This window comes from Pseudanabaena sp. UWO310 (assembly GCF_006861605.1).
GTDB lineage: Bacteria > Cyanobacteriota > Cyanobacteriia > Pseudanabaenales > Pseudanabaenaceae > Pseudanabaena.
Window position 1 is genome coordinate 106,505 of the sequence record NZ_SELU01000005.1, and the last position, 19,381, is coordinate 125,885.

General features: G+C 41.9%; 24 protein-coding genes and 1 pseudogene. 17 read left to right on the forward strand and 8 right to left on the reverse strand.

Features of this window, described 5'->3' with window-relative positions; all coding sequences use genetic code 11:
• Nucleotides 1–7: 7 nt before the first annotated feature.
• The 4 genes from PseudUWO310_RS03340 to PseudUWO310_RS03355 all read left to right on the forward strand — a co-directional run bounded on the left by PseudUWO310_RS03340 (nt 8) and on the right by PseudUWO310_RS03355 (nt 4,185).
• A complete protein-coding gene (locus tag PseudUWO310_RS03340) occupies nt 8–1,588 on the forward strand; it encodes an NAD(P)H-hydrate dehydratase (protein WP_142598985.1) in 1,581 nt (526 codons plus the stop codon).
• A 437-nt stretch (nt 1,589–2,025) separates the two neighbouring features.
• Nucleotides 2,026–2,232 carry a hypothetical protein gene (locus PseudUWO310_RS03345; protein WP_142598988.1) on the forward strand — a complete coding sequence of 69 codons (207 nt, stop codon included), beginning with the start codon at nt 2,026–2,028 and terminating at the stop codon, nt 2,230–2,232.
• A gap of 382 nt (nt 2,233–2,614) precedes the next feature.
• On the forward strand, nt 2,615–3,583 hold the full coding sequence (gene arsM, locus PseudUWO310_RS03350) for an arsenosugar biosynthesis arsenite methyltransferase ArsM (RefSeq protein ID WP_142598990.1): 969 nt from the start codon (nt 2,615–2,617) through the stop codon (nt 3,581–3,583).
• Nucleotides 3,583–4,185 (forward strand): TVP38/TMEM64 family protein, encoded by a 603-nt coding sequence (locus PseudUWO310_RS03355; protein WP_142598991.1) that lies wholly within the window; start codon nt 3,583–3,585, stop codon nt 4,183–4,185. Before arsM ends, PseudUWO310_RS03355 begins: the two co-directional genes overlap by 1 nt.
• A 99-nt stretch (nt 4,186–4,284) precedes the next feature.
• On the opposite strand, the gene PseudUWO310_RS03360 is transcribed toward PseudUWO310_RS03355, so the two are convergent.
• Complete coding sequence (locus tag PseudUWO310_RS03360) at nt 4,285–6,456, reverse strand: glutamine synthetase III (protein WP_142598993.1); 2,172 nt, start codon at nt 6,454–6,456, stop codon at nt 4,285–4,287.
• Between the two features lie 747 nt (nt 6,457–7,203).
• On the opposite strand from PseudUWO310_RS03360, the gene PseudUWO310_RS03365 reads away from it, so the two are divergent.
• Together PseudUWO310_RS03365 and PseudUWO310_RS03370 are read left to right on the forward strand one after the other, a co-directional pair.
• Nucleotides 7,204–7,500, forward strand: a complete 297-nt coding sequence (locus PseudUWO310_RS03365) for a hypothetical protein (protein WP_142598995.1) — start codon at nt 7,204–7,206, stop codon at nt 7,498–7,500.
• Nucleotides 7,497–7,955 carry a hypothetical protein gene (locus PseudUWO310_RS03370; RefSeq protein WP_142598997.1) on the forward strand — a complete coding sequence of 153 codons (459 nt, stop codon included), beginning with the start codon at nt 7,497–7,499 and terminating at the stop codon, nt 7,953–7,955. Before PseudUWO310_RS03365 ends, PseudUWO310_RS03370 begins: the two co-directional genes overlap by 4 nt.
• 11 nt (nt 7,956–7,966) lie before the next feature.
• Here the strand turns inward: PseudUWO310_RS03370 and PseudUWO310_RS22725 are convergent, their stop codons facing one another.
• Nucleotides 7,967–8,122, reverse strand: a complete 156-nt coding sequence (locus tag PseudUWO310_RS22725; protein WP_190315890.1) for a hypothetical protein — start codon at nt 8,120–8,122, stop codon at nt 7,967–7,969.
• A gap of 7 nt (nt 8,123–8,129) precedes the next feature.
• Between PseudUWO310_RS22725 and PseudUWO310_RS03375 the strand changes: the two genes are divergently transcribed.
• Both PseudUWO310_RS03375 and PseudUWO310_RS03380 read left to right on the forward strand, forming a co-directional pair.
• Entirely contained in the window at nt 8,130–8,396 is a 267-nt protein-coding gene (locus tag PseudUWO310_RS03375; RefSeq protein WP_142598999.1) for a hypothetical protein, read from the forward strand.
• A complete protein-coding gene (locus tag PseudUWO310_RS03380; protein WP_142599001.1) occupies nt 8,386–8,757 on the forward strand; it encodes a type II toxin-antitoxin system RelE/ParE family toxin in 372 nt (123 codons plus the stop codon). Before PseudUWO310_RS03375 ends, PseudUWO310_RS03380 begins: the two co-directional genes overlap by 11 nt.
• Here the strand turns inward: PseudUWO310_RS03380 and PseudUWO310_RS03385 are convergent.
• The 5 genes from PseudUWO310_RS03385 to PseudUWO310_RS03405 all read right to left on the reverse strand — a co-directional run bounded on the left by PseudUWO310_RS03385 (nt 8,754) and on the right by PseudUWO310_RS03405 (nt 11,189).
• Nucleotides 8,754–8,987, reverse strand: a complete 234-nt coding sequence (locus tag PseudUWO310_RS03385) for a hypothetical protein (RefSeq protein ID WP_142599003.1) — start codon at nt 8,985–8,987, stop codon at nt 8,754–8,756. The two genes, PseudUWO310_RS03380 and PseudUWO310_RS03385, sit on opposite strands and share 4 nt — an antisense overlap.
• A gap of 40 nt (nt 8,988–9,027) precedes the next feature.
• Complete coding sequence (locus PseudUWO310_RS03390) at nt 9,028–9,513, reverse strand: hypothetical protein (protein ID WP_142599005.1); 486 nt, start codon at nt 9,511–9,513, stop codon at nt 9,028–9,030.
• Nucleotides 9,514–9,648: 135 nt separating this feature from the next.
• On the reverse strand, nt 9,649–10,188 hold the full coding sequence (locus PseudUWO310_RS03395) for a M23 family metallopeptidase (RefSeq protein WP_142599006.1): 540 nt from the start codon (nt 10,186–10,188) through the stop codon (nt 9,649–9,651).
• 131 nt (nt 10,189–10,319) lie between these two features.
• Nucleotides 10,320–10,718, reverse strand: coding sequence for a type II toxin-antitoxin system HicB family antitoxin (locus PseudUWO310_RS03400; protein WP_142599008.1), 399 nt, complete (start codon nt 10,716–10,718; stop codon nt 10,320–10,322).
• An 18-nt stretch (nt 10,719–10,736) separates the two neighbouring features.
• Nucleotides 10,737–11,189, reverse strand: coding sequence for a DUF29 domain-containing protein (locus tag PseudUWO310_RS03405; RefSeq protein ID WP_142599010.1), 453 nt, complete (start codon nt 11,187–11,189; stop codon nt 10,737–10,739).
• A 99-nt stretch (nt 11,190–11,288) separates the two neighbouring features.
• Here PseudUWO310_RS03405 and PseudUWO310_RS03410 point away from each other — a divergent pair, with 99 nt between their 5' ends.
• From PseudUWO310_RS03410 to PseudUWO310_RS03445, 8 genes and pseudogenes are all read left to right on the forward strand, one after another.
• Nucleotides 11,289–12,740, forward strand: coding sequence for an ATP-binding protein (locus tag PseudUWO310_RS03410; RefSeq protein WP_142599012.1), 1,452 nt, complete (start codon nt 11,289–11,291; stop codon nt 12,738–12,740).
• Between the two features lie 20 nt (nt 12,741–12,760).
• Nucleotides 12,761–14,179 (forward strand): tetratricopeptide repeat protein, encoded by a 1,419-nt coding sequence (locus tag PseudUWO310_RS03415; RefSeq protein WP_142599014.1) that lies wholly within the window; start codon nt 12,761–12,763, stop codon nt 14,177–14,179.
• Nucleotides 14,180–14,319: 140 nt separating this feature from the next.
• Nucleotides 14,320–14,541: a hypothetical protein gene (locus tag PseudUWO310_RS03420; protein WP_142599016.1), complete on the forward strand. Its 222-nt coding sequence runs from the start codon at nt 14,320–14,322 to the stop codon at nt 14,539–14,541.
• 14 nt (nt 14,542–14,555) lie between these two features.
• On the forward strand, nt 14,556–14,723 hold the full coding sequence (locus tag PseudUWO310_RS03425) for a hypothetical protein (protein ID WP_190315891.1): 168 nt from the start codon (nt 14,556–14,558) through the stop codon (nt 14,721–14,723).
• Nucleotides 14,724–14,827: 104 nt separating this feature from the next.
• Nucleotides 14,828–14,929: pseudogene (locus PseudUWO310_RS23850) on the forward strand (type II toxin-antitoxin system RelE family toxin); the annotation flags it as partial.
• 47 nt (nt 14,930–14,976) lie between these two features.
• On the forward strand, nt 14,977–15,228 hold the full coding sequence (locus PseudUWO310_RS03435) for a nucleotidyltransferase domain-containing protein (protein WP_263363372.1): 252 nt from the start codon (nt 14,977–14,979) through the stop codon (nt 15,226–15,228).
• A 92-nt stretch (nt 15,229–15,320) separates the two neighbouring features.
• Nucleotides 15,321–15,920 carry a Uma2 family endonuclease gene (locus PseudUWO310_RS03440; protein WP_142599018.1) on the forward strand — a complete coding sequence of 200 codons (600 nt, stop codon included), beginning with the start codon at nt 15,321–15,323 and terminating at the stop codon, nt 15,918–15,920.
• Between the two features lie 109 nt (nt 15,921–16,029).
• Nucleotides 16,030–17,658 carry an Hsp70 family protein gene (locus PseudUWO310_RS03445; protein ID WP_142599020.1) on the forward strand — a complete coding sequence of 543 codons (1,629 nt, stop codon included), beginning with the start codon at nt 16,030–16,032 and terminating at the stop codon, nt 17,656–17,658.
• A gap of 2 nt (nt 17,659–17,660) precedes the next feature.
• Here the strand turns inward: PseudUWO310_RS03445 and PseudUWO310_RS03450 are convergent, their stop codons facing one another.
• The gene (locus PseudUWO310_RS03450; RefSeq protein ID WP_142599022.1) at nt 17,661–18,341 is read right to left on the reverse strand and encodes a hypothetical protein; all 681 of its coding nucleotides are present in this window, start codon (nt 18,339–18,341) and stop codon (nt 17,661–17,663) included.
• Nucleotides 18,342–18,586: 245 nt separating this feature from the next.
• Between PseudUWO310_RS03450 and PseudUWO310_RS03455 the strand changes: the two genes are divergently transcribed.
• Complete coding sequence (locus tag PseudUWO310_RS03455; protein ID WP_142599024.1) at nt 18,587–19,186, forward strand: heme-binding protein; 600 nt, start codon at nt 18,587–18,589, stop codon at nt 19,184–19,186.
• Nucleotides 19,187–19,381: the final 195 nt, after the last annotated feature.

Genomic DNA, 19,381 nt, shown 5'->3' on the forward strand with positions numbered 1-19,381 from the left:
CTAAACAATGAATCTCGCATCACAGGCAATCGTCACGGCAAGTCAAATGCAAGCGATCGAAGCTTTGATTTTCCAAGCAGGAATGCCCGTGGCATCACTGATGGAAAAAGTTGCCCTCAAAATTACGCAGCGCTTAACCGAACTATATCCCACTGAACCTTACAAAAGGATCGGGATCTTGGCTGGTGCGGGACATAATGGCGGTGATGCGTTAGTGGTAGCGAGAGAATTGCATCATCAAGGGCGACAGGTCAAGATCTATCCCCCCTTTACCAAGTCCAAACCCTTAACGCGAGTGCATGGCTGCTATGCCAAAAGTCTGGGTATTCCTTTTGTGACTTTAGCCGATCTGGGCGATTGCGATCTCCTCGTTGATGGTCTATTTGGGTTTGGTTTAGATCGAGATGTGATCGGTGCTGGGGCGATCGCCATTGACACCATTAATAGCTGGCAAATTCCAGTTCTCAGCATCGATTTACCTTCAGGTATCCATAGCGATCGCGGTAACGTCATGGGAACAGCCATCCGCGCGACCCATACCCTTTGCTTGGGTTTGTGGAAAAGGGGGCTATTGTCCGAAGCCGCCTCTCCCTACATTGGCAATCTTGAAAGAATAGGGTTCGACATCCCCGAAAAATCGATCCAAGAAATTCTTGGCGATCGCCATCCCCTATGGCGCATCGATCCGCTCGCAGTGATCAGCGATCGCTTACCGATCGCCCGATCAGCGATCGCCCATAAGTACGATATCGGGCATTTACTCTTAGTCGTCGGATCGGAGCAATATGGTGGCGCGGCTGTACTAGCAGCTTTAGGCGCAAAGGCAACGGGTGTGGGCATGTTATCGATCGCCGTTCCCCATTCTCTCAAACCATTGATGCTAGCCCAAGTTCCCGACGCGCTGGTTATCGGCTGTAGGGAAACCCCATCGGGCGCGATCGCCGCGCTCCCCGATTTAGATTGGCAAAAGTACCAAGCGATCGCTTGTGGTTGTGGGCTTTCACTCGATGCAGGGTCTATTGTGGAGCAGGTAATTAATAGCGATCGACCACTCGTACTTGATGCAGATGGATTAAATAGGCTAGCTGCTATGGGGAAAGTTCGCATCAATCAACAATTATCTAATCGTAACCGTGCCACGGTTTTGACCCCCCATTGGGGAGAGTTTTGCCGACTATTTCCAGACTTGCGCGAGGTTGAGCGCTTAGAAGCCCTGCAAATTGCGGTAAGTCAAACCCAATCGACTATTTTGCTAAAGGGTGCAAGAACGGCGATCGCCAGTCCGTTCGATCCTGATCATCTTGCCCGATCGAATTCCCAAGCTGATTCTCAAGTCTGGATCAATCCAGAAAGTACGGCAGCCCTAGCCAGAGGTGGTAGTGGTGATGTATTAGCAGGAATGATCGGTGGTTTGTTAGCGCAGGGAATGACCGCCAAGGATGCCGCGATCGTCGCGACCCTGTGGCATTCTCAGGCGGCAAGATGGCTAGTAAGACAAAGGACAGAAATGGGAGTCGATCCCGTAACTCTTGCTCAAAATTTATTGCCATTCTTACAGGATTATCCTAGCAAGACATTAAAAACCTAGGTATTTCAAGTATCTAGGCATACAATCTTAAAAGCTGTAGCGCACGCTGCGCGTGCGCTACAGCTTTTGAATCTGGATTTTAATTATGCCCAGCTACTTATACCAATTCCCAAAATCTTACTGAGTTTGGTATTTAATTCACAAAAGTGTTGTCGTACTTTCGTGAATTGATATTAGATAGGTATTTCTAATTGAAGTGAATCAATCCTTGTAGCCCCAAAGATATAGCTTTCGCTGCTTGCGTTACACCAAAATCAAAAATCAAGAAGAGAAGTGGCGCTTTTAGAGAATAATCACTAATAATAAAAACACCACCACCGCAGCATAAGACTGGAATATAAAACCGCCAATGTTAATTTCAGTCATTGTCTTGCTCCTGCATTTGTGAACTCTTGATGTGTTTAGTATCGGTGCTTTACAGGCTGGAGTAAGTGATTTTGGCTGTACCAATTCGCGATCGTGAGTACGGAGAATTAGCGATCGCTGATTTGATTGCTTGTGATATGTACGTGAAGCTAATGCGATCGCGATCACAACAAGTTTTGCTTGCCGCAAAGATGAATGGCGGCGCTTTGCGCCGCCATTCATGCGGTTTTGATGCGCTCGCTATCTCTTACGTTGCCTATATATCTGCCGTCAACTGAATCAGAACATAAAACCCAAAATAGGGTTGCCGCGCGGAGCACGGCAGCCCTATTTTGGGGTTTTATTGTGACAACATTTCAGTGAATTAAAAAACAAACCCAGTAAGATTTTGAGATTTCCAAAATGGCAACGCCATTTTGGAAATTGGTATAACAAGACTGGCGGCAGCCAACTGTATCAGGACATAAAACCCCAAAGAGAGTTGCCGCGCTCCGCGCGGCAACTCTCTTTGGGGTTTTGATTTTGTCCTGTACTAAGAAAAAAGATATAAAAAAGCAATTTCACCACAACGGTAAAATTGCTGCTTGATGTGAGGAAAATAGTCTATGGTTTAGACAATATTCCCATAAAAAAGTTCATTAGCTGATTATTTGATAACCCATGAGCTATCTCGAAACTACCGCTGAATTTTATAAAGAGGCTGCGAAGACTCCCCAAGTTGGGCTATGTTGCATCAGTACGCCACCGCTGCAATTTCCCAATCTCAAGATCCCTGAAATCATGCAGCAAATGAACTATGGCTGTGGAACGACTATCCATCCGACGGAATTACGCGGTAATCCGAAGGTTCTCTATATTGGGGTTGGCGGTGGTTTGGAAGCCCTCCAATTTGCCTATTTTTGTCGTCGGAAAGGAAGCGTCATCGCGATCGATCCCGTAGCGGAGATGCGCGAAGTCGCGCAGCAAAACCTGCAACTAGCCGCAAAAGATAATGATTGGTTCGACCCAGAATTTGTAGAAATATTGGCAGGAGATGCTTTCGCTCTCCCTGTGCCCGATGCCTCGATCGATGTGATTGCCCAGAATTGTCTGTTCAATATTTTTGAGCCTCAGGATTTACAGAGGGCTTTACAGGAAGTTTATCGCGTTCTCAAGCCCAAGGGTAAATTAATTATGAGCGATCCGATCGCCACTCGTCCGATTCCTGCCTCTTTACAATCGGATGAACGGTTACGAGCGATGTGTCTGTCAGGGGCAATGACCTACGATGAGTATATCTATTCTCTCATCAATGCAGGCTTTGGACAGATAGAAGTTCGCGCTCGTCGCCCCTATCGGCTCCTCGATACCCACAGCTTCGCTCTCGATACACCTTTGATGTTGGAGAGCTTAGATTCAGTATCTTTTAAAGTTCCCATTCCTAGCGATGGAGCCTGCGTTTTTACTGGAAAAACCGCAGTCTATCATGGTATTGATTCCTATTTAAACGATCGTGCGGGGCATCTCTTGCAAAGGGGGAATCCTCTTTCAGTGTGCAACAAAACCGCGAAAAAACTTGCGGAAAAGTTTCCCGAAGAGATAATTATTAGCGATTCCACTTGGCATTATAACGGCGGAGGTTGTTGTTAATGTTAGAAATATTTCACTGGATTGAAAATCTGGGCTATTGGGGCGGACTTGCCTTTCTGTTTGTCTACATTATTGCCACGATCGCCTTCATTCCTGGTTCTGTCTTAACCTTAGGAGGAGGAGCGGTATTTGGCGTGCTTTGGGGATCGATCTATGTGTTTATCGGTGCAACTTTGGGCGCGATCGCAGCTTTTTTAATCGGACGTTATTTTGCGCGAGATTGGATTGGCAAAAAGATTGAAGGTAACCAGAAATTTATGGCGATCGATCAAGCCGTCGCCCAATCGGGCTTCAAAATTGTGCTTTTAACGCGGTTATCCCCGATATTTCCATTTAGTTTGTTAAATTACGTCTTTGGCATTACCAATGTGGGTCTAAAGGACTATGCGATCGCTTCTATCGGGATGCTTCCTGCCACAGTGATGTATGTCTATATCGGTTCTCTTGCGGGGGACCTTGCGCGTATCGGTAGCGAAACTCCATCCTTAGATCCCGCATGGCAATGGACAATGCGGATTGTTGGTTTGGTAGCTACAGTTGTCGTAACTATATATGTCACAAGACTTGCCAGTAAAGCGATCGCCGAACTAAACATCAAATAAAAAACGGCTAAAAAACGGCAGCGCCCTAAATCATAAACCCCCAATGGTGGCGCAAAGCGTCACCATTGGGGGTTTATCAGACATAGCAATTACGAGAAATTACTTAATGAAAAGCATTTCTTGGTATGTAGGCAATGGCCATAGGTCATCGGCAACTTCACCTTCCAAGGCATCGACGTAACCGCGAATTCCATCCATCAGAGGACGAACAGTTTGAGAAAGGAACTGCATATGCTCTTCTGTAGAAGCAAAATCATGCTTAGATAGGGCATCACTGAGCTTGCTCACTCCATCGATCGCTAACTTAGTCAAGGATGCAACTTTCTCAATGGTTTCTTTGTCAAAGTCTACACCGATTTCCTTCAAGCTGAGGGAAGCATTACCGAGATCGGCGAGATAACGGGTCGCTGCGGGATAAATCAGGGTTTTCACCATGCTGACGACCAATTTCGCTTCCACCTCGATCGAGAGAATGTATTGCTCAGCATAGGTCTCGAAGCGGCTTGCTAGCTCAACGGGAGACAGCACTCCCAATTTGCTGAACAGTTCCTCAATGTAGGATTCCTTAAGCACTGGCAGAGCATCGGCAGTTGTGCGTAGGTTAGCTAGACCGCGCTCTACGGCAAGCTTGTGCCATTCTTCAGAGTAGCCATTGCCATTGAAAACTACTGCTCCATGAAGCTCCATCACTTCCTTGAGAACAGTCGTAATCGCAGAACTCAAACTCAATCCCTTTCCTAGTTCGGCTTCGAGTTTTTCTGCCATCCAGTTTAAGGAATCAGCCAAGATGCTATTCATGGCAACGAGAGGACCAGCCACGGATTGCCCAGAACCCACAGCACGGAATTCAAAACGGTTGCCAGTGAAAGCAAAGGGTGAAGTACGGTTGCGATCGCCAGGATCGGTAGGCAGGATGGGCAGAGTATCTACGCCAATATTCATCAAGCCCTTGCCCGTCGAACTCTTCAGTTCACCTTGACGAATCTGCTCGAATACATCTTCAAGTTGAGAACCGAGATAAACGGAGATAATTGCAGGAGGAGCTTCGTTAGCACCCAAGCGGTGGTCGTTACCCGCAGTGGCAACAACCGAGCGCAACAGAGGACCATACTTGTGAATCCCACGAATGACCGCACCACAGAATACGAGGAACTGGGCATTGGAGTGGGGGGTATCACCAGGATCGAGAAGATTACCTTGAGTTGCATTACCAACCGACCAGTTAACGTGCTTACCAGAACCATTAATACCTGCGAAGGGTTTTTCATGGAGCAAGCAAACAAAGCCATGCTTTTTAGCGGTGAATCGTAGCATGGTCATGATCATTTGTTGGTGATCGGTTGCTACGTTCGCAGCTTCAAATACGGGAGCAATTTCAAATTGTCCAGGAGCTACTTCATTGTGACGAGTTTTAGCAGGAATGCCAAGGCGATAGAGACGCTCTTCCACATCTTGCATGAACATCTGTACACGTTCGGGAATTGCTCCGAAGTAATGGTCATCAAATTGCTGTCCTTTAGCCGAAGGCTTACCAAATAGAGTTCTTCCTGCAAGCAGTAGATCGGGACGAGCATTGGCGAAGTTCAAGTCCACCAAGAAATATTCTTGTTCTGCACCACAGCTAGAGTTAACGGGAGCAATTTCCTTCTCGCCCAAAATTTTCAAAACCTTGGTTGCAGCTTTGTTCATTGCTGCATTGGAACGTAATAGTGGGGTTTTCTTGTCTAGAGCTTCGCCAGTCCAAGATACAAAAACTGTGGGGATACAAAGGGTGGAACCATTATCGGTTTCCATGATGTATGCAGGACTGGTTACATCCCATGCCGTGTAACCGCGTGCTTCAAAGGTGGAGCGAATACCGCCATTGGGGAACGAAGATCCATCGGGTTCGCCTTGGACGAGTAATTTGCCTGCAAATTCTGAAATTGCCGAACCGTCGCTCTGGACGGAGATAAAGCCATCATGCTTTTCGGCTGTTGCGTTGGTTAGAGGATAAAAGACGTGGGCGTAATATAATGCACCTTTAGAGATTGCCCAATCTTTCATTGCTAAGGCGATCGCGTCGGCTACTGAGACATCAAGAGGTTCGCCAGTTTGAATTGTCTTCTTGATCGATTTAAAAACTGTCTTGGGTAGACATTCTTGCATCTTGCTCAGAGTAAACACATCGGTTGCCCACAGTTCTTCCAAGCGCTTCGGTGCTTTTTTGGGCATTGGTTCGCGATTGGTGATCTGATAAATAGCTTGAATGCGTGACTCGTTTCCGCTCATGATTATTTTAGGGAGTATTGTCAGGTTTTTATAATCATACGCAAGATATATTTATCAAATGGCTAAAAAAGATACCGAATTGATCGCGTTTGATTGGTATAAACGCGCACAAAATTTCTGATGATATAAATTGTCCTTTAATTTTTAGGTAATATTCGTGAATTGGCGGCGCTTTTGGCTGTTCCTATACCAAAACACAAAATGGTGTAGCCATTTTGTGTTTTTAAAAACCTTACTGGGTTTGGTTTTCAATTTCCGAAAGTGTAGCCACACTTTTGGAAATTGGTATTACTCCCTTCCCAGTGAAGAATCAGCGTTGCGGCGTTTTGCGCCGCAACACTGATTCTTGGTTTTGTATGTCTATTTCTTTGGTGGGAAGGAAGTATCAATATACGGGTAAAAAATACGGGTAAAAATAGCGATAGACCAAATGGTAAAAGAGCTGGCTATCGGCTCACAAAAATTTAGGAATCACGGGCTTTTCCATTTCTCAACCCTTCGATAAATAAGGCGATCGCAATTATCATCATTAATCCTAATCCTGTCTAATACCAATTCACGAAAGTGTGACAATACTTTTGTGAATTAAACACCAAACCCCGTAAGGTTTTGAGATTCCCAAAATGGCGTTGCCATTTTGGGAATTGGTATAATAGATGATTGGGAGGTAAAAGAGGAGGAGGGCGATCAACTATATAGATGATGCTATACTCAAAACATATTTAATCATTGGACTATGGTTTAGATATGACTAAAGTAGTTATTGCTGATTTAGATCCTATTGTAATCAAGAAACTGGAAAGGCAAGCGTTTCTCCGTGGGCGATCTCTTCAGGCTGAATTAAAATATATACTTGAATTAGCCGTTTTAAGTCCTTCTCAAGTTGCAGCTAATTTACCGATTCTTCCATTAGAAGATTTACAGCAGTCAGTTCAAAAATCATTAAGAGATTCTGGTTATAATTCCAAAGACAAAATTATTGAACTAGTTCGCGAAGTTAAAAGGGAAATAGTGGAGGAAAGAGAGAATTTTAAAATGCCATGAAGGATCTTCCTAAGCGCATCTTTTTTGATACAAATGTTTATATTATTGGTGTTGCAGATTCGAGTAGTGCTGAACGTGAGATTTTGGTATGGGCTGGCTTTAAGGGAAGAAAAGACAACTCGGTTGAGGTTATTGTCTCTGAAGAGTTATTCGATCAAATTTTACGCGTTGCTAAACGGTTACAGAATAAGGATTGGGGAGGTCAAATCGTAGCGAGTATATGGCAAAATTTCAACATTTATAATGTTTATCTCGAAGCTGAGGATTTAGCCAATATAGAATCATTGGGAGTTATTCCCCGTGAAGATGTTGGAGTTTATTTGACAGCAAGTAAAGGGGAAGCAGAGTGTTTTGTTTCTGCTAACCATAAATTGATTCGGAGTTTGGTCAGTGAGACTAAGGAGTTTGAATGTTTAACTCCAGAAGATTTTGTGAAAAAATATTTGCAGAATTGAAAATTTAGAGGTTATTTTTTTTCGCTTTTTAAGCCTTCGATAAACAAGGCGATCGCTGTCAGCATCATTAATCCTAACCCTGTGCGCCAAAGGATTTGCCAGATGAGGGGGAGATAGGTGCAGAGTAAGCTATCTAATTTGTTATTCTGAAGATTAACTGTTGTCATAGAAACTATGAAAGCTTACGAATTTTCTACTACGATTACACCTGACGGGAAACTTGAGTTACCTAAGCATCTAAAAAATTTGCCGAAACAGCCAAAAGTTAGGGTAATTGTTTTGATTGAAGAGTTTTTAGATATTGATTTAGAAGATCAGGATGAAGTATTCGAGCCAAGTCCAGAACAAGTTGCGGCTAGTCTTCATAGAGCACTACATGAGGTAAAGACAGGACAAACAAAGCCAATTTCTCAACTTTGGGATAGTCTTGATGGCATCTAATCAGCCAGTTATTCAAGTTGAAACTTCGGGAACCTTTGAACGACAATTTCGGAGCCTGTTTAAACGCTATCGCAAAATTCGCTCAGATGTGCAACCTGTGATCGAACAGTTACAGTCTGGAGAAGTTTTAGGCGATCGCCTATCGGGATTGAATATTGTTGTTTTTAAAGTGCGGGTCAAGAATAGCGATATCCCAAAGGGCAAAAGTGCTGGTTATCGGCTCATTTATCAAATTGAAACGCCTACTAGGATTATTTTGCTATCTATTTATGCTAAATCCGATCAGTCAAGTATCTCGACTACGGAGATTGAGGAAATTGTGGAGGCTTTCAAGCGACAGCAAGAACAATCAGAAATTTAGGAATTACGTTTTGTGCCATTGTGTAACGCTTCGAGAAACAAGGCGATCGCTGTCAGCATCAATAGTCCTAAACCTGTGCGCCAAAGGATTTGCCAGATTAGGGGGAGATAAGAGATGAGAATGGCGATCGCGCCACACATAGCGGATATGGGGAATGCGAGGAATATGCCAAAGATGAAGAGCGCAAAGAGCCTCAGGAATAATGTAGTAAACTTTAATAAATCACACATAATTGCTTCTCCTATCCGCCTTAGAGGATGAAAACAAAATTTAGCTTTTCTCGTTGAGTAAAGCTTTGAGATACTCTCGAAAATCTTTGTATCCTTCTAATGGTGCTAGAGCGATCGCGATCGCTCTGATCCTCACAGAGTTACCGCTATCAATGGCAGTAGCTAACTTGTCTAAAAGTTGTAGCTTATAATCATTATTAGTTTTTACACCCTCCAACTCAACCCTTAATTTCTCTGCTGCTGCACGATCTTCATCTGCCGAACCTCCTAAGTTTGCAATTATGCCAATTATCAGTTCTGAGCCATTAGGAGTAAAGCGCCCAATGGCAAAAGGACAAACTCGGCTTGTACAATTTGGTGTAGTTAAAGTCCCATTAAAGCTGCCACCATTGATTTGTTGAATTCCATTGCCGTTATTTTCAAAGGAGTTGATTGCAGGAGTAGTTCCAGTGAGAGGAGATGAGCTACTATTTATATTTGCGGGAGCATCCTGTGCGATTGCTTCACCAATTGGAAAGCTAAACAAAAGCAAAAATAATAAAAATCCAATTTTTCGCATGGCTGCAAGCAAAGACTAGTTTTAAGTTCCCAAAAATTAGAAAGCGATCGCTATCTACGGAGGCGTAAACAGGCGATCGCGGGGAAAGCACGATAGTTTCTTCTATCTACTGTTACTGGATGTCAAAGATGTATAAAGCTTTGGGGAATTGGAACTAAAGGTCAAACCATCAATCGAAACGTTCTGACTAGGAAGCCCAAAATGCAGATGAATGCCATAGGAAACTGCACATTTAGGATCGTTAGGCTTATCCTTGGCGACAGCACCAATCACATCGCCCTGTGAAAAGGTTTTACCTACCTTGACAGAGTTCGTATCGATTTTTACATGGATTAGAGAGTAACGCTGTTTAGAAGAAGTCGCTTCTAGCAAAATAGCTGCGTGATTATCACCACCCTTCGCTGTACAAACCTGTACAACTTTAGAAGTGATCGGTGCGCGAACTGTAGTACCAGCCCCCAAACCAATATCAAGTGCTTGCCGTCCCCAGCCATCAGAATGCCAAGTTTGTGAAACTTTAGCAGACACCCCACCTTGCCAAGGAAGCTTACCCATAGAGATGGATTCAGCATTTACAGCCGATACAATCCCAGTGACAGCAAGCAAAGTGCTAGGTAGTACAAGCAAAATTGTTGATTTCATAGATTTGTTTCTCCTGAAGAATTTATCTCTTATCGAGATGTACACAGACTAAAACAAATACTAAAAGCCTATAACAAACGTGCATAAATGCACTGGGTAAGAACTTTGTGCATTTATGCACATAAATTTTTCTAGTGCAATGCAGATTTACCTGTGGCAGAACTGAGTAGGAAGAGGAGATATTGATTGAGACTTACGCCTTCGCTTTTGGCTAGAGTGGCTAGGCGGTGATGCAGACCTTTGGGCATTCGCAGCATGAGCTTACCGCTATATTCAGATTCGGAACTAGGTAACGGAATTTCATCGCCGTATTCGTAGGCGGTTTCTATCCATAGCTCACGGGCTTCGTTGATATTTGTAATGGCTTCTTCGATGATTTCGCCTTGAGTGAGACAGCCGTTTAAGTCTTTGATTTCAGCAACATAGCCACCATCAGGATCGGGATAAAAGGTAATGGGATAGGTGAGTTTGAGGTAATAGTCTAGAGAATAACGCTGAGAAGTTGATTTATTGGGTTTAGTTATTGTCATCTTTCCAATTCTCAGAATTTAAATTTTCCAAAATTTGGCATTTAAAATTGAGTCAACATCGCAGCTAAATTGCCATGTATCAAGAAATGGATACTGTGAATATTCACCTCGGACATTCTGAAGTGCAACCTTAAAGCATTTATCAAAGTTGTCGATAAAGTGACGCTTAAGGCTTGGTGATTGTTCGAGAATTTGTTCTAATTCAAATCTTTGAGTTCTAATTGTTACTTCCCATCCTCTAAACTCATTGGGCATATCGACATAACAACGTTTGAGAATATGCTCAATGAGAGTTTTAAGACGACTGACAATCTCTCGTTTATCTCTACCTGCCAAACCATCTAACTCCTCTATCAAATTTTCAATATCGACGTTTTCCAAATCACCCGATCGCAATTGAGAGATTATTGTCTCTAACCACAGGTTGAGATCGGTGTCATAAAGTGTTGGCTTGACCATTGCCTGAGTCATGATCTTTATTCCGTTGCTATTGGTGCGATCGCTTAACTTTTCTATGATGGCATAGTATCATAGCCATTGTCAGACACAAGGGCTTATTGACAGGTCAAGATGGAAAAACAGCAGTTTTTAGAGAAATTTGAAGAACTGAAAAGTCCTGCTAATGCTGAACGATGGGCGGTATTGCGATTGTGGATAATTGAGGCTAAGTCTGATGGGGAGATTGCCAAGGCTTTAGATAAGGATCGCTCAACGGCTACGCGCAAAATTGGTGAGATTTGCAAACATTTTGGTACGGATGCGAAGGGTAAAAAAGAACAACGTCAACATCTTGTGCTTTTGTTTCGTAAATATTGCAAGGATTTTGAGGTGCATCCTAGTATTTATCCAGATTGGGTAGATGGTAATTCGAGCGATCGCCCCCAACCTCCAACTCCCCAAAATATCTCGACAGCACCTGTAACTGATAATTTAGCTATACCTTCAGATCAGGAGGAGCTAGAAATAGATGGTTCTATTTCTTCTTGGGTATCAGAAAAATCGTATAACAAATTTATTGCAAGAGACTTCGATTTGAAAAAATTAATCGAATATACAGAAAATGGCATTAGTAGCAAAGTTTTAAGTATTTGGGGAATGGGTGGTCTAGGAAAAACAGCTACCTGCCATAGACTAATTAGCTTACTTTATCATCAAAAAAGATTTAAAAAAATTGTATGGATTAATGCAAAACGCAAACAATTTCAAACATCCGACGGTAAGTCTGAAAAAATACGCGAGTCTCGACTGGAAATTCAGGATGCAATATTAGGCATCGGTAAAGAGCTAAATCTAGATGCTTGGTTTGTCCAAGATATTGATCGTTTACAACATGAAATCAGCAAATTATTTATGCAAGAATCTCATTTATTGATAGTTGATGGATTAGAAGATGCAGAAAGCCCTAAATTATTGATATCACATTTAAGAAGAATATTAGGGAAAAGCTCTCTATTCTTGACCAGCCGAAAGCAAATTAGTTTAGAGAGTGGCTTTGAATATAGACTTTCGGAACTAGATAGGCAAGCATCTTATACTTTTATTCAACAAATGATTTTAGAAAAATGTGCTGATGATCAAGCTATAGGACAGCAAATATCTCAAAATATAGAGAAAGTAATCACCGCTACTCATGGAATGCCTTTAGCTATGAAGCTTTTGGTGAGTCAAGCAAAGTTTTTAGGGCTTGAAAGAGTTTTAGAGCGCTTAAATTCAGTTACTGATGAAGAAGACTTTTATTCTTATCTCTATTGGGAAGTATATCAGGAGTTATGTAAAGGGAATCAAATAGAGGTTCTAAAAATTTTGATTTTCCTCTCTAATCAGAGTAGTTTATCCACTCCTCAATCTTGGCTCTATGACTTTGATGATATAAATAAAAAGGAAATAGATGATGCTATTAAAATCATGTATCGCTTATCTCTCATTGAAGTTAGTAAATATGATAAAGAAGATAGACAAATAAACTTACACTCTTTTACAGCACAATATTTTAGAGAAACACTAAAGATAAAACTCAGCTAATAAATTTCAATGCAAACATTATGATTACTACTGAATTAACAAAATATCTCTATAACCAAGTTTCTTCAAATACAAGTAAACAATGGATAAAAATTGCCAAAAAACTTGAGGCTAAAATGTTAAGTGTTAACCCTAGTGAGTCAGAGAAGGGAGTTAAAGAGTTAAGAGATCTATTTACAAGAATTATCAATGACTACTCCTATCCTTATAGGAGAGATTATTGTAAAGTAATGATGAATTACTGTGAAATGACTCAAGATTGGCGAGAATATGGGAAATGGCTAGAATTAGAAATAAATGACATAGATTTAGAAGATAAAGACTCAACTTGGCTATATTTTGCCTTTGGACGCTTTTTAGAAGAAACTGGTAAATTCAGAAAGTCTGTGGATAATCATTTGAATGGAATTCAAGCTAGTAAACAGCATAAAGACTATTACTATCTTGCACTTAATCATTTAGGAATGGGTGTATCCCTGCAACGTATGAGGCAACCTGATGATGCTGAGTATCATCTTTTTATTGCTCTAGAAATTTTTAAAGAGCTTAATGATGTTCTCAAACAAGCAGATGTTCATGTTAATCTTGGCAGTTGTTATGATCGCAATGGCAAAAGCAAACTGGCTATTTCACACTATAAACAAGCAGAAGAATTGTTACTGTCTATAAATTATGAGTTTGATATTGGGAGGATTTTGTATAGTCTAGGAATTGCATATTTAAGAAATAATGATTTTTACAATGCGAGCCTAACGTTTGAGCACTCACAAGAATACTGTTTAAAAACTAATAATGATCATTTTTTAGCAGCAACCTTATATGGTATTGCTTGGTTGCAATATTTAAAGGGAAATATTGTAGAAAGTCGTAACTGGATTAAAGAATCAATAAAAAAGATAGATACTTCTTCAAAACGCGGAAATAACTTTGTTATGTTACCCGAAATACAAGGGCATATCTATTTATTAGCAGGAGCTATATACAGCAAACCTCCTGAAGCAAATTATGGTGATGCTATTAAATATCTTGATTTAGCTCAACAAGCATATGAAGATTTAGAAGAGACTGATACACAGTTATTAAATGTACTTGCAAATAGAGGTAGAATTTATGAATATCAAGAAGATTGGGATAAAGCAGAAGCAACTTTTCTAGAGCAGTTATACAAATCTAGGCAAATATCTTCTAGTTCGGTAATTGGTGATGCTGCAATACATTTATTTGTTATAAATGTATTGCGTAAATCAAACATTACAAAATGGATAAATTTTTTCAAGAATATTGGTGTTGATGGACTGATTAATTTAATTAGAAATAGAATCAAGTATTTTCAGCGTATATATAAATCTAAATTACAGAAAAATATAAGGCAAGAACACGGCAAAAGCACTAGAACTTTTCGAGCAAATGGAAGCACCGAAACAAATCGAGAGAGTTAACAAAGCCTTTGGAGGAAATATACAATGAATGCTCAAATAGTTGATGCGATTTAAGAGAATCGTTAAGCGCATGAGTAACACAAAGACTTTTGATACAATGAAAGCAGATTTCATAAAAAACATTCACTAAGGTAAATGTAATGTCCCTATTAAACCTTGAGTATATAACCAACCAAGAAGGACAGCCCACCGCAGTTGTCATTCCCATCGAAATTTGGCGGCAACTCTTACCAATTGACAATACATCTCTAGAAAATCTTAGCGAAGCCATAGAAGATTATTGTCTCAATAAAGCAATAGATGAAGGTAAAAATACTCCTCTTTACTCCCATGCCGAAGCTCTAGCCTTTTTAGAGGATTAGATTAGAAAACTAAAATGGAAGTAAAGTATCGCCAGTCATTTTTAAAAGATCTCAAAAACCTGAAAGGCTCATCAGCATATCAACGCATCTACGAAATTGCCTTTAAAACTTTGCCTGAAGCTCAAAACTTACAGGAACTATCGAACATAAAAGCCATGCAAGGATATTCAACCCGTTACTGAATTATACCAATTCCCAAAAGTGCGGCTACACTTTTGGGAATTGAAAACCAAACCCAGTAAGGGTTTTAAAATCACAAAATGGCGTAGCCATTTTGTGATTTGGTATTAGAGTCGGTGACTATCGCATTGGCATAGAAATTTCTGGTAACACAGTAGAAGTCATCCGCACATTACATCGTAAAGAGTTTTATCGTTATTTCCCTTAGACAATGAGTGGCAAAATTCCCAAAGCATTTGAACAAGGAGCGAAGAAATGAGTATCACTTTAAACAGCATTCAGCCAACATTGCATGAATTAAAACTAGGCTTAAAGGAACTATATGGCGATCGCCTTGTCAAGTTAATCTTATTCGGTTCCCATGCCAGAGGCGAAGCTAATCCCGACTCAGATATTGACTTACTCGCCGTACTCAAAAGCCCAGTATCTCAAGTGCAAGAAATATCCTACTGGCACATTAGCAGAAGCAGAAAAAATCTTAGAACAAGCAAAGGCTTTTGTGGCTGAAGTAGAGCAAGTGTTACAAGAGCTTTTTGGCGATCGCCGCTAACTCAAGGTATAAAATAGGAGATGTCAAATATTACTGACTGTCTAAGATCATGACTCTTGCACACATCCCCCAAACAGTCATCACCATAGAGCCAGCAAATCTTAAGCGTTGGACAGTACAGGATTATCATCGCATGAGTGAGTTGGGGCTTCTCAATGGCGATCGCACAGAACTAATTGACGGACAAATCACGATAATGGCAGCCAAAGGAACGCCCCACGTCACATCATTACATTTGCTGGCTAATGCTCTACGCGATCGCCTTGGCGATTTGGCATTAGTTCGCACCCAAGACCCCGTTCATTTAGATGATTTCTCAGAACCAGAACCAGATTTAGCGCTCGTCAAAGGGACAGTTTTAGATTATGTTGAACAACATCCAAGTCCTGAACAAATTTATCTTGTCGTAGAAGTTGCCGACTCCACACTAAAACAGGATTGTGAAATCAAAGATAAACTCTATGCTAAGGCTGGTATCGCTGACTACTGGGTTCTGGCTCCCCAAAAACGTCAACTGCATATCTTTCGTAAACCAACGCCGATAGGTTACACCGAGCATCTTATTCTTACTGAGCCAAACCAAGCCTCGCCTTTAGCATTTCCTGATTTTGCGATCGCATTAACTTCGATACTCCCTCCCATCTCATGAGGTAAATTATGATTGCCACAACAATGTTTAATTACATAATTCAGATACTGTTGCATTTCATCCTTGAATTGGCGAATCAATAAATATTTAGAAGTGGGAAGGATCAGGCATGAATGCTATCGCTATTGACTTTGGAAGTAGTAACACCGTGATTGCGCGATGGAATATTGCCACCGATCGCCCTGAAAACATTAACTTTGAGAATTTCAGTCGTCCTTTTCCTTTAGATTGCCTCGTTCCTTCACTGGTGTATGTGCAGAATGCCAAAGTAGAACTTGTGGAAATCGGGCAAAGGGTAATCGATCGCGGTAAAGACTGCGCCCAACCCAGATTATTTACCCAAATCAAGCGACGGTTGGTGGCGAATGTAAATTACGTACCTAAAATTGATGGTATTAAAATTACGCCCGAATGGTTGGGGAGTCAATTTTTACGCAAATTATCTGAAGAATTGCGATCGCAACAGATTTTCCCATCTGAAATCATCCTCACAGCACCAGTGCAAGCTTACGAAAAATATTTACGTTGGCTAGAGGAATCAGGTGCTAGCATATTTGCCCCCAATCTCCCCACATTAACTGCACCCCGAATTCGGGTTATCGATGAACCGACAGCGGCAGCCCTTGGCTATGAAGCGAGCGCAGCAGGCTCTTTAGTATTAGCGATTGATTTTGGCGGTGGCACGTTAGACTTGGCTCTAGTCCGCTTGCCTCAGAGTGACAATATCAGCAAATGGGGGGAACAGGTGGGGAGAGATCGTCCTCTATGGACTGAATATCAGGTGGATACGATCGCCAAAACTGGATATACGGTTGGTGGAGAAGATATCGATCGATGGTTAATGCAAGACTATCTAGACAGCCATGAGTCCGACGCGGAAGGCAAGGAAACTAACCTGAGTATGCTGAAGTTCTTGATGGAAAGAATTAAAATCCAACTATCGGAAAGCGAAACTGCTTCGGAAGTCTTTTTTGATATCACAACCCAATCTACGACGGAGATTACCTATACTAGGAAGCAATTAGAGCAATTGCTCCAAAGCAAAGGCTTTTACCGAGTTCTCCAACTGGCGATCGATGAGTTAGTCAATCGCGCTTTTAATAAGGGCATCTTGAAGGGGGATATTAAAACCATTCTTTTAGTTGGTGGTTGCACGTTAATTCCATCGGTGCGGTTGTTTGTGGAAGACTATTTTAAAATGGGAAAGGTATATAGTCATAAACCCTTTGAAGCGATCGCCCATGGTGCGTTAAGACTCAGCCAAGGCGTAAGCTTACAAGATTATCTTTTCCATTCCTATGCAATTCGATATTGGGATCGGGGAACCTCGCAATGGAAATATCAACCTTTATTTCGGAGTGGTCAAGTCTATCCCACCCGTCGCCCCGTCGAGCTAGTACTCCGAGCCACTCAACCCAATCAGACTGAAATTGCGTTAACGATTGGAGAATTGGAAAGCCGTCCCCTCGGTGGAGCCGAGGTTAGTTTTGAGGGCGATCGCCTAATTATGCAGTTTGAGCCAAAGGCAAAAGAAAACTTTCAACCCCTCCAGACCGATGCGAGTGGAGAGGGAATCCCCCAAGCGATCGCCATGCTCGATCCCTTGGGACAACCCGATTGCGATCGCTTAAAAGTTCTATTTAGCATTAGTGCCAAACGCGAATTACTCATTACCGCGATCGATCTAATTAACCAACGTCAGTTACTAACCGACTACCCCGTGGCGAAGTTGCAATAATTCTAGAGAGCCAACTCTAATGAAAAGCCCACACGACTGTCATAGATTAATGGCGATCGCCGCCATTCAATTTTGGTACCCAAACGTAAATTATTAGTAATGGCATAACTCGTCGATAGGGTAGTGGTGCTCATTTCCAAATTGCCATTAGGGGAAGTAAAGACATGGCTGAGTCGCAAATCTGAACTATGGGGTGACAGGACTAAAACCCCTTGTAAACCCACATCTAGCCCCGAAATTTGAGGACGATCTAGTTGATTGAACTGACGATAACCGATAATCGGGGCAAGGTTCCAATAGGAACCCAAGGGCAGCATATAGTAGCGAAAATTTGCCTGAAGCTCACTTTCTCGACCGCTAAACTCAGTCTGATAGCTTCCACCGATCGTCAAAGGAGAATGCCCCACAAATAAATCTTCAACCCCAGCATTCACCCCTAGGGAATTATTGCGGGATGTCAAACCAATGTTGAGTTTTGTGTTAAAGCTGGGGATTCTATAAATATCTTCTAAAAGGTCGGGGGGATTGTCCAGCCAACGTCTTAGTACTGGGCTGCTATCGATCACTTGGCGATCGATCTCTAGCTCGCTTGCCCGTCGCGAAATTTTGGCATCACCATAAGCTGCGGTGCTGATACCGAAGTAAGACAAAGCAATTATGGCGATCGCCCAAGATTTTTTCATGCAGATTTTATGTGTTTTTGAAATTTGCGCCTCAGTTAGCGCGATATCCAATTTGTTTTAGATTCTAGCGCTAAATTACCAAGCTTGTCTTAAGCATTATGGCGATCGCAAACCAAGCTAATTAGCTTGGCATAAGTAAACTTAAAACCTAGAAGAGCATACCGCCCGCGTAGCGGGCGGTATGCTCTCTGGTTTTGGTTTTTAATTATGCCGAACTACTTAATTAGAAACGATACAATGGAAATATGAAATTTCCGACCTTACTGATTGTTTTTGGTGCGCTCTCAATTCCCCTTGCCTTATTTGCTGTAAAAAAAGCTATGTCCGCTCCTTTGCCTGTAGGATTTCCCGCTCCAACTGCCCACAATACGATCGAAGTCAAACAATATCCCGCCTATCGCGCTGGCACCTATACCTATGAAGGCAACCTTGGCGAAGCTACTAGGTATGCCTTTAATCCCTTATTTCGCCATATTAGTAGCAACAATATCTCTATGACTGCGCCTGTAGAAGCCCGCTATCCAATTGACGCGATCGAGCAACCAATTCAACAGGGCAAAGCCAAAGTTTCATTCCTGTACAACAATACGACAATCAATCCACAAAAAACATCTCAAGACGTACAGGTTGAAAATCATCCGCCCATGCTCGTTGTAAGTTTAGGATTGCAAGGAGCCTATGACTATGCGAGTTATCATGGACACCTTGCCAAACTGAAGCAATGGCTAGCTAACCATCCAGAATATGAAATCGCGGGAGAGCCGAGAGAATTTCTCTATGATTCACCCTATACGCCTGCACCGTTAAAAAGGCGGGAAGTTCAAATTCCCATTCGTCTGCGTTAATTTTTTCTTCAAAAGATGAGTGGCGGCGCTTCGCGCCGCCACTCATCTTTTGGCGTATAGCAAGATAAAACCCACATTCCGCTCGTAATAGAAGGGTAAAATAATTACCAAAAAGCCAAACAGAGGAGGCAGGGATTAATACAGAGATGAAAGTATCGAACCTAGACCATCTAGGGATCGTGGCAGGAATCATTG

Excerpts from the sequence above, each read along its gene's own strand:
- PseudUWO310_RS03425 (WP_190315891.1), top strand. The coding sequence starts at position 14,556 with ATGGAAGTAAAGTATCGCCAGTCATTTTTAAAAGATCTCAAAAACCTG.
- PseudUWO310_RS03365 (WP_142598995.1), top strand. The coding sequence starts at position 7,204 with ATGACTAAAGTAGTTATTGCTGATTTAGATCCTATTGTAATCAAGAAA.
- PseudUWO310_RS03455 (WP_142599024.1), top strand. The coding sequence starts at position 18,587 with ATGAAATTTCCGACCTTACTGATTGTTTTTGGTGCGCTCTCAATTCCC.
- PseudUWO310_RS03410 (WP_142599012.1), top strand. The coding sequence starts at position 11,289 with ATGGAAAAACAGCAGTTTTTAGAGAAATTTGAAGAACTGAAAAGTCCT.
- PseudUWO310_RS03360 (WP_142598993.1), bottom strand. The coding sequence starts at position 6,456 with ATGAGCGGAAACGAGTCACGCATTCAAGCTATTTATCAGATCACCAAT.
- PseudUWO310_RS03370 (WP_142598997.1), top strand. The coding sequence starts at position 7,497 with ATGAAGGATCTTCCTAAGCGCATCTTTTTTGATACAAATGTTTATATT.
- PseudUWO310_RS03375 (WP_142598999.1), top strand. The coding sequence starts at position 8,130 with ATGAAAGCTTACGAATTTTCTACTACGATTACACCTGACGGGAAACTT.
- PseudUWO310_RS03395 (WP_142599006.1), bottom strand. The coding sequence starts at position 10,188 with ATGAAATCAACAATTTTGCTTGTACTACCTAGCACTTTGCTTGCTGTC.
- PseudUWO310_RS03385 (WP_142599003.1), bottom strand. The coding sequence starts at position 8,987 with ATGTGTGATTTATTAAAGTTTACTACATTATTCCTGAGGCTCTTTGCG.
- arsM (WP_142598990.1), top strand. The coding sequence starts at position 2,615 with ATGAGCTATCTCGAAACTACCGCTGAATTTTATAAAGAGGCTGCGAAG.
- PseudUWO310_RS03420 (WP_142599016.1), top strand. The coding sequence starts at position 14,320 with ATGTCCCTATTAAACCTTGAGTATATAACCAACCAAGAAGGACAGCCC.
- PseudUWO310_RS22725 (WP_190315890.1), bottom strand. The coding sequence starts at position 8,122 with ATGACAACAGTTAATCTTCAGAATAACAAATTAGATAGCTTACTCTGC.
- PseudUWO310_RS03435 (WP_263363372.1), top strand. The coding sequence starts at position 14,977 with ATGAGTATCACTTTAAACAGCATTCAGCCAACATTGCATGAATTAAAA.
- PseudUWO310_RS03415 (WP_142599014.1), top strand. The coding sequence starts at position 12,761 with ATGATTACTACTGAATTAACAAAATATCTCTATAACCAAGTTTCTTCA.
- PseudUWO310_RS03355 (WP_142598991.1), top strand. The coding sequence starts at position 3,583 with ATGTTAGAAATATTTCACTGGATTGAAAATCTGGGCTATTGGGGCGGA.
- PseudUWO310_RS03405 (WP_142599010.1), bottom strand. The coding sequence starts at position 11,189 with ATGACTCAGGCAATGGTCAAGCCAACACTTTATGACACCGATCTCAAC.
- PseudUWO310_RS03450 (WP_142599022.1), bottom strand. The coding sequence starts at position 18,341 with ATGAAAAAATCTTGGGCGATCGCCATAATTGCTTTGTCTTACTTCGGT.
- PseudUWO310_RS03400 (WP_142599008.1), bottom strand. The coding sequence starts at position 10,718 with ATGACAATAACTAAACCCAATAAATCAACTTCTCAGCGTTATTCTCTA.
- PseudUWO310_RS03340 (WP_142598985.1), top strand. The coding sequence starts at position 8 with ATGAATCTCGCATCACAGGCAATCGTCACGGCAAGTCAAATGCAAGCG.
- PseudUWO310_RS03440 (WP_142599018.1), top strand. The coding sequence starts at position 15,321 with ATGACTCTTGCACACATCCCCCAAACAGTCATCACCATAGAGCCAGCA.
- PseudUWO310_RS03445 (WP_142599020.1), top strand. The coding sequence starts at position 16,030 with ATGAATGCTATCGCTATTGACTTTGGAAGTAGTAACACCGTGATTGCG.
- PseudUWO310_RS03380 (WP_142599001.1), top strand. The coding sequence starts at position 8,386 with ATGGCATCTAATCAGCCAGTTATTCAAGTTGAAACTTCGGGAACCTTT.